11 protein-coding genes are annotated in these 13,856 nt (G+C 43.5%); 9 read left to right on the plus strand and 2 right to left on the minus strand.

The features are described 5' to 3' along the window. Window positions 1–22 precede the first annotated feature (22 nt). A complete protein-coding gene (locus tag NM125_RS02225) occupies window positions 23–1,336 on the plus strand; it encodes a M20/M25/M40 family metallo-hydrolase (protein WP_255132417.1) in 1,314 nt (437 codons plus the stop codon). Here NM125_RS02225 and NM125_RS02230 read toward each other — a convergent pair whose 3' ends face one another. After that, on the minus strand, window positions 1,337–2,383 hold the full coding sequence (locus NM125_RS02230) for an agmatine deiminase family protein (RefSeq protein WP_255132419.1): 1,047 nt from the start codon (window positions 2,381–2,383) through the stop codon (window positions 1,337–1,339). It lies immediately after the preceding gene. Between the two features lie 349 nt (window positions 2,384–2,732). Here NM125_RS02230 and NM125_RS02235 point away from each other — a divergent pair, with 349 nt between their 5' ends. From NM125_RS02235 to NM125_RS02255, 5 genes are all read left to right on the plus strand, one after another. Continuing rightward, entirely contained in the window at window positions 2,733–3,305 is a 573-nt protein-coding gene (locus tag NM125_RS02235) for a sigma-70 family RNA polymerase sigma factor (protein ID WP_255132420.1), read from the plus strand. An 82-nt stretch (window positions 3,306–3,387) separates the two neighbouring features. Next, a complete protein-coding gene (locus tag NM125_RS02240) occupies window positions 3,388–6,111 on the plus strand; it encodes a serine/threonine-protein kinase (RefSeq protein ID WP_255132422.1) in 2,724 nt (907 codons plus the stop codon). A gap of 297 nt (window positions 6,112–6,408) precedes the next feature. Next, window positions 6,409–8,016, plus strand: a complete 1,608-nt coding sequence (locus NM125_RS02245; protein WP_255132424.1) for a phosphoenolpyruvate carboxykinase — start codon at window positions 6,409–6,411, stop codon at window positions 8,014–8,016. A 139-nt stretch (window positions 8,017–8,155) separates the two neighbouring features. Beyond that, entirely contained in the window at window positions 8,156–9,232 is a 1,077-nt protein-coding gene (locus NM125_RS02250; RefSeq protein WP_255132426.1) for a carbohydrate-binding family 9-like protein, read from the plus strand. Then, window positions 9,229–10,293, plus strand: coding sequence for a family 10 glycosylhydrolase (locus NM125_RS02255; RefSeq protein ID WP_255132427.1), 1,065 nt, complete (start codon window positions 9,229–9,231; stop codon window positions 10,291–10,293). Before NM125_RS02250 ends, NM125_RS02255 begins: the two co-directional genes overlap by 4 nt. Here the strand turns inward: NM125_RS02255 and prfA are convergent. Next, the gene (gene prfA / locus NM125_RS02260) at window positions 10,290–11,363 is read right to left on the minus strand and encodes a peptide chain release factor 1 (RefSeq protein ID WP_349294176.1); all 1,074 of its coding nucleotides are present in this window, start codon (window positions 11,361–11,363) and stop codon (window positions 10,290–10,292) included. The two genes, NM125_RS02255 and prfA, sit on opposite strands and share 4 nt — an antisense overlap. A gap of 139 nt (window positions 11,364–11,502) precedes the next feature. Between prfA and NM125_RS02265 the strand changes: the two genes are divergently transcribed. The 3 genes from NM125_RS02265 to purE all read left to right on the plus strand — a co-directional run bounded on the left by NM125_RS02265 (window position 11,503) and on the right by purE (window position 13,805). After that, on the plus strand, window positions 11,503–12,663 hold the full coding sequence (locus NM125_RS02265; protein WP_255132448.1) for a 5-(carboxyamino)imidazole ribonucleotide synthase: 1,161 nt from the start codon (window positions 11,503–11,505) through the stop codon (window positions 12,661–12,663). Further along, window positions 12,660–13,247, plus strand: a complete 588-nt coding sequence (locus NM125_RS02270; RefSeq protein WP_255132450.1) for a hypothetical protein — start codon at window positions 12,660–12,662, stop codon at window positions 13,245–13,247. Before NM125_RS02265 ends, NM125_RS02270 begins: the two co-directional genes overlap by 4 nt. 72 nt (window positions 13,248–13,319) lie before the next feature. Continuing rightward, a complete protein-coding gene (purE, locus tag NM125_RS02275; protein ID WP_255132452.1) occupies window positions 13,320–13,805 on the plus strand; it encodes a 5-(carboxyamino)imidazole ribonucleotide mutase in 486 nt (161 codons plus the stop codon). Window positions 13,806–13,856 lie beyond the last annotated feature (51 nt).

Below are 13,856 nucleotides of genomic sequence, written 5' to 3' on the forward strand. Positions count from 1 at the left end.
AATGTAACCCTTAAAGATTAGCATGGATCAAATTCCAGCTTTACCCGTATTCTTTGCCATAATTTTCGGTTTTCTGATTTCTGCGTGCACCCCACAGCCTCAGGTCACGGAACGCAATGTTTCCCGCATCATAGAAACGTTGAGCTCTGACCAAATGAAAGGCCGGCATGCCTTTGGGAATGGCATCGAAAAAGCCGCCGATTTCATATCTACCGAATATCAAGATATTGGCCTCTCTACCCTTCCCGGTAATAATAATTTCCGGCAGGAATTTTCAATTTATTCACTGAAACCCAGTCAGGCTTCGGTTTCAATAAATAACCGGGAGTTGGGAGATCAGCATTACTTCGGCCTTACCAATGCAGAAACCGTTAACTGGACGGCCGACAATTCCACGATCCATTATATTTCAGCAAAGGACGACTACCGGGATAAATTCAGTGAATACTCTTCTGATGATGAATCGTCTGTAATTATCGTTGATGAGGAACACGAAAAGTTATTTCATAAATACCGCACCTATTTCAGCCGGTCGAACCGGACGTTTGAGCTTGGTTCAAAACCTAACGACATCTTTGTGTTCTTTGACGGACGGGTTAACAATTATGATATAACCCTGCAGAATACCGTTAAAAGTCAGCAGCTTGCGAATGTTATCGGGAAAATTGAAGGGAAGCGTAAAAATGAAATTGTTCTTTTCTCCGCTCATTATGATCATATTGGTGTGGTTTCACCAGTGGATGAAGACTCCATTGCCAACGGCGCTAACGACAATGCCTCCGGTGTTTCAGCCGTCATAGAACTGGCTCGTTATTTTCAAAAAATGCCTACGCCGGAAAGAACCCTTTATTTTGTAGCTTTTACCGGCGAAGAAGTGGGTGGATACGGTTCTAAGTATTTTTCCCGGCAGATGAATCCCGATGAAATTGTTGCCATGTTTAACATAGAAATGATTGGTAAACCGGACGTTGACGGGGCAAATTCGGCCTGGATTACCGGTTTCGAAAAATCCACTTTTGGCGAAATTCTGCAAAACAGCGTTTCCGATTCTAACTTTGTATTCTACCCCGATCCTTATCCCAATCAAAACCTGTTTTACCGTTCTGATAATGCCACCCTTGCAAGATTGGGAGTACCCGCTCACACCATCAGCACAACACCTATCGACGTGGATCAGGATTATCACAGGGTATCGGATGAATTTAGCACGTTGGATATTCCCCATGTTACTAATACCATCCGGGCAATTGCCAAAGCGGCACGCGTGATTATCTCAGCAGAGAAAACCCCAACCCGCATTTCCAACGGTGACGAGAATCTAACGTCTAATGACTGATTAGTTTATCCCGTACCATTGTTGTGTGATACTGTGGATGGACCCTTTTCCCGTCAACAGATCTGCACATGCTATGCCAATTACTTTGCGCCCGGGAAAGTATTTCTGGAGAAGACTTATGGCCAGATCATCCCGTTTTTTATCCAGTAGTGGAAGTAATACAGCCCCATTGGCAATATAGAAATTGGCGTAACTGCCCGGAACATACTCTGAACCATTTTTGGTAGTACCCACCGTTCTGTTTTGAGGAAGAGGCAGCGTTTCAATATTCAGTTTCTTTCCCCCTTTCAACTCAACTTGATTGAGAATTTCCAGATTCTCCTGAAGCGCATCATAATTTACGTCTTCCTTATCCTCACAAACCATAGTAACAACGGTATCTTTATTCAGCCATCGGGTGATGTTGTCTATTTTTCCGCCGGTATCAGCCCCGGCCAACCCCCTTTTCAACCAAATAATTTGGTCTGCCCCAAGATAAATTCGTAAACATTCTTCAATCTCTTCTTTGGATAGATCCGGGTTCCGATTCCCATCCAACAGCACAGCTTCTGTAGTAAGCAGCGCACCTTCGCCATTAACATCGATAGAGCCACCCTCTAAAATCATGCCGGGTTCAATACGGTTCACCCCAAATTTTTGTGCAATAAAAGCCGGAACTGCATTGTCATCTTCCCAATGCGGGGACTTTTCTCCCCATGCATTATAATCCCAGTCGGTGATCACAAAATTACCGGATTCATGCTGCACAAAAACCGGTCCGCAGTCCCTGGCCCATACATCATTTATCTTTTGCTGATGAATGATTACCCGATCCAGATCCACGGCTTTGCCCGATAGTTTTTGCATCACCCGGTTGCGGATTTCCAGGTTTTCCACAAACAAATGAATCGGTTCAAAAAAATGGAGTTCCTCGATGATTCTGCAATACACTTCCTCCACACGTTCCAGTCGTTCCCCGGGCCAGGTGTTTTGGTTTGAAGGCCAGTGTAGCTGTGTAGCTGAATGCCGGGACCATTCCGCGGGCATCACAAGTTTTGAATGATCCACTAATCGATTCTTTGTTTAAAGGTGAAGAGATAAACTATGGAAAGTACCGGCCAATTAGAATGCATAAAAAAAAGGAAGGCAAACTGCCTTCCTTTCATTCTGAGCCCCGAAAACCCCAAGTTTGTAAAGCCGATGATATCGCTCCTTACTATCATATTCGAAATACTGATTACAATTGGCTCATTTTGATGTGTTATTTTTCAAATGCGCTGATTTTTCTCCATTCTTCGGCCAACAGCCCCTTTTAGTATAACAGCAGCATTGTTCTGAAATTGAATTCAAACATTACATTGATTATATACCGTTTACCCCTGCAACCGACATAAATTATTAGCATCAGTCAGATCGGATGAAAAAAGAACAAGTAACCCAGCTTTTAGTTCGGCTTAAATCGGGAGAAAATGAAGTTTATGAAAAGCTTTATCCTCTTATATATGATGAACTGAGGGGGCTCGCCTATCGGCATATGAAGCATCAGCGGGCCGATCACACCTTATCAAAAACGGAATTGGTTCATGAGGCTTATTTGAAAATGATTGATCAAACTACGATCAACTTTTCGGATAAAAGCCATTTTTTGGCAATCGCTTCCAAATGCATGCGCCAAATTTTGATTGATCATGCCCGTAAAAAACACGCCCAAAAAAGAGGCGGGAAGAATAAGGACCTGACGTACATCGATGAAATCTTCAGTAGGCAAAAGAAGAAAGCCAAAGAACTTATTGATATTGATGATGCACTTAATGAGCTCGAAAAGCTTAACGAGCGATTAGCCAAAGTGGTGGAAATGAGGTTCTTCGGGGAAATGACCATTGAGGATACCGCTGAGGCACTCAACATCTCTAAAAGCACCGTTAAAAGAGACTGGATGAAAGCAAGGGGGTGGCTCTATAAAGAGTTAAAGGGAAAATTCGATGTTTAGAAATGAGCGTTTTGGAACCAGCTTTTCGTAAGTCACTGTAAATAAGAACTTTTGTTAAGCCTGCAATAAAGCAGCTACTTTTATGGACAAGTATAACTGGCAAACAGTTGAGAACATCATCGATGAAGTTTTAGAGCTGCCCATCGAAAAGAGAAAAGAATATATAAGAGAAAGATGCAGAGGTAACGAAAGTCTTAAAAAGGAAGTAACTCTTTTACTGTCTTCTATCACTGAATCGGAAGGCTGGTTGGAACATCCTGAAGAGTACAAATCCGAACTTTTCAAAGAACTTACCAGCGATATTTCTGACCTATCGGTTGGCCGCTCGTTAGAAGGAACCAGAATTGGTGCTTATACAATCATTGAGGAGATCGGTTTCGGGGGAATGGGACACGTGTATCGTGCTGAAAGAGATGAGGACGATATTTCGCATCAGGTTGCCATTAAAATATTAAACAGGAGGCGGACTGAAGCTTCAGTCATCGAGCGGTTCAGAAGAGAACAACAAGTACTTGCCAAACTGAATCATCCCCATATTGCTCAATTCTTTGATGGCGGAGTAACCGCTGATGGGTCTCCATACATCATCATGGAGTTCGTGGATGGCATACCCATAGATGAGTATTGTATTCAAAACAACTGCACATTTTCACAACAAATTGATCTCTTTAAGGATGTTTTGAAAGGTGTACGTTATGCCCATGAAAATCTGGTTATCCATCGTGACCTGAAGCCCGAAAATATCCTGGTTACTACCGATGGTGACGTTAAAATTCTGGACTTTGGTATTTCCAAAATGTTAGGTGATGACGTTGACGACACCCTCACAAAAGAAGGACCACGGTTATTGACACCCAAGTATGCGGCTCCTGAACAGATCCTTCAGTCGAATATAACCACAGCTACCGACACCTATGCTCTTGGTATTCTGCTCTATTACCTGCTTACCCATACATTTCCATTTAACCTGGATAACCTGACCCGGTACGAAGCAGAGCAGGCTATTTTGAAGAATAACCCCGCCAAACCAAGCGATGCTGCCGGTAAAACCTTCTTAAAGAAGCAGCTCACCGGAGATCTTGATGCCATCATTCTGAAAGCCATCCGAAAAGAATCAGACTATCGATACCGGACGGTGAATCATTTTCTGGAAGACCTTGAGAACTACGAGGCTAATCTACCCGTCTCTGCCCACAGAAATACAAAAACCTACCGGGTAAAAAAGTTTTTAAAACGAAATAAAAAGAATGTCGGTATTGGATCTGCTTTTTTGATGGTTATTGTAACAATGGTTGGGGTTTTTACCTGGCAATTATCTGAAGAGCGGAACCAGGCAACACTTGAGGCAGAAAAGGCAGAGAGCGTTAAGGATTTGCTTATTGATATTTTTGAGGCTAATGATCCTATCTCTAACAGCGATGATAACACCCCATCTCTGTCGGTTTTGCTTGAAGCGGGTACCAATAAAATTCTCGCTCAGAATATTGATCCTTCTGTAAAAACAGAGCTCTTGCTTACACTTGCAACGATATATCAAAATATCACCCAATTTGATAAAGCACTGGAGCTCACAAACAAAAGCCTTGAAATAAGTAACAAGCACTTTGGTTCACAATCGATACAGACAGCCCAAGGTTATATAAAGCTGGGCGGTATTCAATTAGACCTTGGAAAATATCAAATGGGTAAAACGGAGTTAAATAAAGCAAAGAACATACTCAATAATCGGCTCCAGGCTTCAGATAAGATTTATGCAAAACTCTATAGTCACCTTGGCGCTGCTGAAGAAAATTTGGGAAACTATGAGACTTCACAAAATTACTTCAAAGAGGCATTGTCAGTAACACAGCGTCAATCAAAGATAGATTCGGCCATGCTGGTTAATGAACTGCGAAGTGTTGCCAGAGGCTATCATAGAGGCGATCAGCATGAAAAAGGGGATTCCCTGATGCTTAAGGCTCTTGATGTCAGCGAAGCATTTCATGGAGAATCTGATATTGTGACTGCCAGCGTTTTGGGTGATTTGGGGTTGTACCTGATGACCCGGGCCGAATATAAACAGGCCCGGAATTATTTTGAGCGGTCACTGGAGATTAAAGAACAAGTGTATGGTGAAAAGGGGCATCCAAAATATACAGCCACACTTACCAATTTAGCGGTTCTTGAAAAAACACTGAGTAATTTTGAAACTGCTGATTCCCTGTTTGTAAAAACCATGAGGATTGATGAAAAAATATTTGGGCCGGATCATCCTTATGTAGCGATGTCCAAAAGCCATTTAGGTGGTATTAACCACAGCCTCGGAAACTATAATCAAGCACGCAAGTATTATACGGAAGCAATTGAGGTTTATACCGATAGTTATGGGCCTGAACATCCCTATATGGGAGGTGTTTACAAAGGATATGCCCGGGCGGCGTCAGCTTTAGGAGAGTACAACGTTGCAGATGATTATTTTGATCGATCCCTCCGGATCTATAAAAATGACAACACGGCCGATTCTGCTTTATATGCCAAACTATATGAAGCGATGGGTATCCATTATAAGAGATCCGGCAGGCATCGGGAAGCCCTGGAGTATTTTCAGCAATGTGCTGACCTTTTCTACCCTCTTTATTATGATGAGTATAAAATCAGATCTGTTAAATGCCATATTAATATGGCAGATTCGCATCTATCCTTAAGCCATCATGAAAAAGCGAAAGCCACTTTAAATCATATTCACTCCCGAATTGACAGTCTTGAAGTGCTATCCAATCATGAAGGTATTCAGAAACTATTAACACAAACAGAAAACCAACTCTGATCAAAAACAGCCGGATTCCTGATTTAACCATTTACTCTTAGTACCAGGTTTTTCTCTGATTCAGCTCATCACCAAAAAAAATCTCTGATAATTCATTTTCTTTACTTTAAATAATCATCTATTTTCAATTCTTATTAATCATTTTTAGGAGAATAAATATTGAAGCATAACTTAGAAAAGCGCTTCCACAGAATATCGTAAATGTTTTCGTTTATCTTTTTTTTATGGTAATTGGTTAACATTAAAAGCACTTCTCCTTACCTTTGAGCCTTATAAAATTGAACCACAAAAAGTGATATGAGTGTAGATACAACAACCCAGCCAAACTCCGTAAAAAGCCTTGATTACCTTGGATTGGGTGACAACGAAAATGTGTTTTGGAACCTCTCACCTACCGAACTTTATGAACAGGCTATTCTCCGAAAAGAAGCTGTTCTCACCAAAGACTATGCCCTTAGGGTTTTAACCGGTGAGTTCACCGGGCGCTCTCCAATGGATAAATTCATTGTAGATCAACCATCTATCCACGATGACATTGACTGGGGCGATGTAAACCAGCCAATTTCAGAAGATGTTTTTGATAACCTGTACGAAAAAGCCGTTAACTACCTGCAAGACAAAGACCTTTTTGTGAAAGACCTGTTTTGCGGTGCTGATGAAAAGAACAGACTGAACGTACGCGTTGTAAGTGAAGCCGCTTATCACGGGCTTTTTGCACATAACATGTTTATCCGCCCTACTGCTGAAGAACTGGAGAATCATGAGCCTGAATTTACGGTATTGGCTGCTCCACACCTTAAAGCCAATCCCGACAAAGATGGTACACGTACCAGCACATTTATACTGTGCAACTTTGACAAGAAAATTATCCTTATTGGTGGTACGCTTTATTCCGGAGAGGTGAAGAAAGGTATTTTCTCTGTAATGAATTACCTGCTTCCCAAAAAAGGCGTAATGGCTATGCACTGCTCAGCCAACCATGATGAAAATGGCAAAACAGCTGTATTCTTCGGCCTTTCAGGAACCGGGAAAACAACGCTCTCTGCTGATCCCGACAAGACGCTGATCGGTGATGACGAGCATGGTTGGAGCGATGAAGGCACCTTCAACTTTGAAGGCGGTTGCTATGCCAAAACCATCAATCTTTCCAAAGAAAATGAACCGCTGATTCATGCAACCACCAAGATGCCGGGAACCATCCTGGAGAATGTGGTGCTGGATGAAAATCGCGAACCTGACTTTGATGATGTTAGCCTTACTCAAAACACCCGTTGTTCTTACCCGCTTCATTATATTCCAAACGCAAGCGAAACTGGCAAAGGCGGTCATCCGGAGAATATCATCTTTTTAACTTGTGATGCTTTCGGTGTACTCCCTCCTATCTCCAAACTGACACCGGATCAGGCTATGTACCACTTTATCAGTGGATATACTGCTAAAGTAGCCGGTACTGAGCGTGGAGTTACAGAGCCTCAGGCCACATTCTCAGCATGTTTCGGAGCTCCTTTTATGCCCTTACACCCTACTGTGTATGCCGAGTTGCTTGCCGAAAAAATCCGTAAGCACGACGCAAACGTATGGCTGGTCAACACCGGCTGGACCGGCGGAGAATACGGAGAAGGCCACCGAATGAAACTTCCTCACACACGAAAAATGCTGAGCGAAGCCATTGCAGGAAACCTCGAAAAGGTAGATTATGAAACCGATCCGGTTTTCGGATTCCAGATACCTACTTCAGTTGACGGAGTGCCTTCAGAAGTGCTGATCCCTCGAAATACCTGGAAAGACAAAGAAGGCTACGACCAGAAAGCTAAAACGCTGGCTGAAATGTTCATCCACAACTTTGAGCAGTTTAAAGACCAAGCCAGTGATGAATTGCTTGCCGCTGCTCCAAAGGCTGAATAGTATTCGGCATATAGATACTTAAGCAAAAGCCTGTATCCATAAGGATGCAGGCTTTTTTATTTTCCTCACTGAAACGACCGATAAGTTGCCAATTCCGATTCTGAATTTCGGAGTGAACGTTATTTTTGTATAATCGGGAATGAAATTTTTCATCTCCCTTTTACTTGCTGCACTATGGCTCGTCGGTTGTGATTCAAATCAGGCACAGACCAACACTCTTGAACTCGTTATACCCAAGTCTTATACCATTCATAAAAGCCCGGAGTCACTTACCATAGATGGCGTGGCTGATGAAGCAAGCTGGGAACTCGCTCAATGGACCGACCCTTTTATTGATATTGAAGGCGATACTAATCGCAGTCCATATTTTGATACGCAGGTTAAAATGCTGTGGGATGAGGAGTACCTCTATTTCTTTGCTGAGATGGAGGAGGAGCATGTTTGGGGAGATATAACCGATCGGGATGCGGTTATTTTTTACAACAATGATTTTGAAATATTTATCAAGCCCAACCAGTTCCAGCCTTACTATGCCGAGTTTGAAGTAAATGCTCTGGGCACACTTTGGGATTTATTCCTGGCTCGTCCCTATCGCAGAAACGGCCCTGTGTTAGATCACTGGGACCTAAATGGAACAGAAATTGGGATTGATGTCGACGGCACATTAAATGACCCTTCCGATATAGATGAAAGCTGGAGTGTTGAAATGGCTATCCCCATTAAGCCTGTTACTGCCATCGATCGTGGAGCTCAGTTCGGAGCCGGAAGCATGTGGAGAATCAACTTTTCGAGGGTACAGTGGCAGCATCAAATCGTTAATGGAAGTTATGAAAAGAAGACCGATGACGATGGAAACCGGCTTCCTGAAAATAACTGGGTCTGGACTCAACAATCGGCTGTTGATATGCATCGGCCGGAACACTGGGGCTACCTATATTTTGCGGAAAGCCCGGATGAAGAGATCCAAAAAGATAAGTTAGTGAATGAATACCAGCTGCTATTCCAATTGTACAGAAATCAACTGGATTGGAAAAATACGAACGGGACATTTACCGACGATATAAAAGATTTAGGCGGACCTGATTTTTCAGTAAATGAACAGCCTGTTTCAGCCTCCGTTCATTTAACCAAACTGGGATTTGAGCTCTCGGTTATTAATTCAGAGAACACTTCACTGACCATCAATCAAGACGGATATATTGTAAAATCACCATGAAAAAACTGCTTCTCTTTTTAATAGCCAACACCTTTCTGCTTCTTAGCTGTAGTGAAAAGCCCCCTGAGACTTCCTTTATGATTGCCGCCTGGACCGGAGGTGATATCGCAGAAACCGAAGAAGAGTGGCATACACAACTTGATCATTTTTCGTCAAACGGGCTCACCGATCTTTTTCTTTCTGCCAGCCCCGAAGAGACCGGGCTGGTGGTAAATCTCGCCGATAACTATAACATAAACATTCATGCCTGGGTATGGACGCTAAACCGCCCCGGAGACACCACGGCTGCTCAACACCCTGAATGGTACGCTGTAAACAGAAACGGCGACAACTCATACGATTACAGAGCTTATGTGGATTACTACCAGTGGCTCTCACCCTTCTCTGAAGGTGCAAGAGATTATATCAAATCCAATATGGCCAAATACGCTAAAATTCCCGGGCTTACTTCCGTTCATCTCGACTATGTAAGATATGTAGATGTTATTCTCGGGGCAGATCTTCAGCCTAAATACGATCTGGTTCAGGACCGGCAGTTTCCAGAATATGATTATGGATATCACCCCAATGCACGCCGGGAATTTGAAGAGCTCTTTGGTGTAGATCCAATGCAAATGGAGCATCCCGAGTTGAGTATGGAATGGCTGCAGTTTAGACTGAACGCCGTAACCAGCCTGGTGAATGAGATTGCCGAAATTGTACATAATGAAGACAAGATGCTTACAGCTGCTGTATTTCCATTTCCGGAAATGAGCCGGCAGATGGTTCGGCAAGACTGGGCCAGCTGGGATCTTGATTTCGCCCTCCCCATGCTGTACCAAAACTTTTATCGCCAAAACCTGGAGTGGATTCAGTTTTCAACCGAACAGGGTGTTCGTGAAGCCCACGACCGTTTTGACATCGTGGCCGGACTTTACATTCCGGCACTGAATCCTGAGGAATTGCAAACAGCTGTTCAAAAAGCCAAGGCAGGCGGGGCTATAGGAATTTCCGTGTTTGATATCAATGCCTTGAGTGAAGAGCACTGGAAAGTACTAAGTAGTATCAGCAGTCGGAATTAATCCTCTGCCAGTGCATTCAGTTTCTCAAGGTTATCCTGAACCCGGAGTGCTTCAATCGCTTCATCGATGCCGCCTTTCATGATGTTATCTAAATCATAAAGCGTAAGATTGATGCGGTGATCCGTAAACCGACCCTGAGGGAAATTATAGGTACGGATTTTAGCGGAACGGTCGCCCGTAGAAACCTGACTTTTTCGCTCAGCAGCTCTCTCCTTCTGCTTTTCCTCCAGCTCAATATCATACATCTTAGCCCGAAGCATGGTCATGGCTTTTTCTTTGTTTTGATGCTGAGAACGCTCTTCCTGACATTCCACTACAATGCCGGACGGTTCGTGGGTCAAACGTATAGCAGAATCTGTTTTATTTACGTGCTGCCCACCGGCTCCACTCGCCCGAAATGTATCCACACGGATATCGGCTGGATTGATATGGATATCCACTTCTTCAACTTCCGGAAGTACAGCTACCGTTGCAGCCGAGGTATGAACCCTTCCCTGGCTTTCGGTTTCAGGTACCCGTTGTACACGATGAACCCCGCTTTCGTACTTCATCTTACCAAACACTTCTTCTCCTTCCAGCTGAAATACAATTTCCTTGTATCCGCCTTTCTCGGAATGAGCGATACTCATGATACTCATCTTCCAGCCCTGTTTGTCGGCATAACGACGATACATTTCAAACAAATCTCCGGCAAAAATAGCGGCTTCATCACCGCCGGTTCCCGCTCTCACTTCAATAATGGCATTCTTGGAATCTTCAGGGTCTTTAGGAATCAGCTTCATTTTGATTTCCTCTTCCAGCTCTGCTAACTCCTTCTTGATCTCAGCATTTTCTTCGCGAGCCATCTCCGTAATCTCGGCATCCTCATTCATCTCAATGAGTTCTTTGTTGCCTTCCTGCCGGTTTTTAAGGTCTTTCCAGGTATCGTAATCCTGAACCAGTTCTTCCAGATCGCTGCGTTCTTTGGTGAGCTCAGTATATTTATCAGGATCATCGAACACGGCCGGGTCACTCATTGCCGCATTCACTTCTTCGAACCTTGATTTAATTTGCTTTAGCTTTTCTTCTATATCCATTGTAGAGCTGATATTATTTCAGCCCTGAAATTAAGGATTAAGAATCAGTATTAATACCGGTTTTATGAAAAGCTTTACTTCTATAAATAGATTCACTCCCCAATCATCCTTACCTTAAAAGAAAAACCCTGCTATGCCCCGTACTTCTATACCCGCCAATCTTAAGCTTGGATTTTTAGGTGCCGGTCAGCTGGCCCGGATGAGTTCTCTTGAAGCCTTTCGGTTTGGTATTCAGGTTGCCGTTTTTTCGGACCGGACTGAGAATGAGCCTGTTCAGTTTATGACTCCTTATTCCACCTCCGGTTCGTTTGACTCTGTTGATGACATGGTGAAATTTGCCAAAGAATGTGATGTCATCACTCTGGAAAATGAATTTATCAGTTCAGATATCCTGAAAAAAGTACAGGAGAAAAGCGGCACTCCGATCTATCCCTCTCCGGAAAGCTTTGCCTTGATTGAAAACAAGCTGATTGAAAAGCAAACCTTCGAAGCTGCGGGAATTCCGGTAACTCCATATAAGCTGGTCAGAAATGAATCGGACCTGGAACAGTTTGGGGAAGATCATGGCTGGCCGTATATGCTGAAGTCTTCCAAAGGGGGATATGACGGATATGGAAATGAAACCGTGAACAATATGGAAGAGGCTCAAGAAGCATTCTCAAACCTGGGCGGCGACAAAGGACAAGACATTTTAGCCGAAGCCTTTGTGGATTTCACAAAAGAACTGGCCGTTCAGGTAGCCCGAAACGAAACCGGTACGGTTGTTTATCCCTGCTGCGAAACAGTTCAGAAAGATCATATCTGTGTGGCCGTTTTATCACCGGCCCCTGTAGAGAATATTGTTCGGGAAATGGCCCAGGAACTGGCCGTGAAAGCCACTGAAGCTATTGACGGCAAGGGGATTTTCGCCTACGAGTTTTTCCTGACAAAAGAAGGCTCTCTGATCCTGAATGAATCCGCACCCCGGCCTCACAATTCCGGTCATTACACCATTGAAGGAACCGTGGCCTCCCAATTCGAAAATCATGTTCGGGCGGTTCTCGGACTTCCCCTCGGTTCAAGCCGATTGAATAAACCGGCCGTTGCCATGATCAACTTGCTGGGCACACATAAACGTCCGGCCGAAACCGATCATATTAAAGAAGCCTTAGCGGAAGAAAACGGGCACCTTCACGTATATGGAAAGGTAGATAGCAAAGTTGGCCGGAAGATGGCACATTATACTTTGCTTGGGGATGATTTAGAGGAGACTCATCAACGGGCCATCGAGCTTACAAAAAGTATTGAAATATGAAACTATTTCTCGCTCTGCTTTTTTCTGGAATGATCGCGTTCTCCTGTAAGGAAGCCCAACCTCACTTTTTGGAAATAAATGGCGATAAAATAATTTCAAACCATGCCCTCAAGTTTGAGTTAACAAAACCCAATGGGTTTCGAATTGCTGAACCCGTCACCCACTACCCTACCTTTAACGAACATCCATTCAAAGTCTCTTTAGGTGGATTCATTGCTGATTCAGAAGCCGTGTTTGTACATGCCGAAGAAGTATTAGATAAGTCGGGTACGTTAGACTATTCTTCCCTTCCCAGAGACACTCTTTCTAATATCGAATTTGGAATACGCTCTATGTGTGCTGAGTTGACAGAAGATGAGATTCAGGAAGAGCATGATATTTTATACCTACAGAAACACGGTTTTACATTACAACCGGGAGTATTTTTGATTCAGTTTTTAAAAAATACAGATGATATGAACATGGAATATATTCTTAGTTATGCAACGACCGTTTCATCATGTTCAGTTGAAGCAGACACTGATTTTAAAGAAAGCGTACGGAAAAGAGTTCAGACTATAGTAGAACTTAAGAAACTGAACTGAGCGTAATTTTACCTTGTCATGCTGAACTTGTTTCAGCATCTTTATTGAAACCCGAAATCGAATAAACAAGCAATGAGTAATCCAATCGTCGGAGTAGTAATGGGCAGCGACAGCGACTGGCCCACCATGAAAGAAGCCACTGAAATCCTGGATCACTTTGGCGTGCCTTACGAAAAGCGCGTGGTTTCTGCTCACCGTACACCCGATATAATGGCTGATTATGGCAAAGAGGCCCGGAGTCGGGGAATTAAAGTCATTATAGCAGGTGCAGGTGGTGCCGCTCACCTTCCCGGAATGCTTGCCAGCCATACTACACTACCTGTAATTGGTGTTCCCGTTAAGACGACCGCGCTCGGCGGTGTGGATAGTCTCTACTCCATCGTTCAAATGCCAAACGGCATTCCGGTAGCTACGGTAGCCATTGGGAAAGCGAAAAATGCCGGACTCCTTGCCGCCCGCATGTTGGGAATGAATGACAAGGCTCTGGGCCAAAAGCTGGAAGCTTATCACAAGGAAATGGCCGAAGAGTCGATGAAGAAGACGGATAATTTAAAGTAGATATATTTATTTACAAGGATATTTATCCTGATCCTGGTCCTTAAAAAGCAG

It is taken from the genome of Gracilimonas sediminicola (assembly GCF_024320785.1).
Lineage (GTDB): Bacteria > Bacteroidota > Rhodothermia > Balneolales > Balneolaceae > Gracilimonas > Gracilimonas sediminicola.

Coding starts and splice junctions, on each gene's coding strand:
- purE (WP_255132452.1), top strand. CDS start 13,320: ATGAGTAATCCAATCGTCGGAGTAGTAATGGGCAGCGACAGCGACTGG.
- NM125_RS02265 (WP_255132448.1), top strand. CDS start 11,503: ATGCCCCGTACTTCTATACCCGCCAATCTTAAGCTTGGATTTTTAGGT.
- NM125_RS02235 (WP_255132420.1), top strand. CDS start 2,733: ATGAAAAAAGAACAAGTAACCCAGCTTTTAGTTCGGCTTAAATCGGGA.
- NM125_RS02225 (WP_255132417.1), top strand. CDS start 23: ATGGATCAAATTCCAGCTTTACCCGTATTCTTTGCCATAATTTTCGGT.
- NM125_RS02255 (WP_255132427.1), top strand. CDS start 9,229: ATGAAAAAACTGCTTCTCTTTTTAATAGCCAACACCTTTCTGCTTCTT.
- NM125_RS02245 (WP_255132424.1), top strand. CDS start 6,409: ATGAGTGTAGATACAACAACCCAGCCAAACTCCGTAAAAAGCCTTGAT.
- NM125_RS02270 (WP_255132450.1), top strand. CDS start 12,660: ATGAAACTATTTCTCGCTCTGCTTTTTTCTGGAATGATCGCGTTCTCC.
- NM125_RS02250 (WP_255132426.1), top strand. CDS start 8,156: ATGAAATTTTTCATCTCCCTTTTACTTGCTGCACTATGGCTCGTCGGT.
- NM125_RS02240 (WP_255132422.1), top strand. CDS start 3,388: ATGGACAAGTATAACTGGCAAACAGTTGAGAACATCATCGATGAAGTT.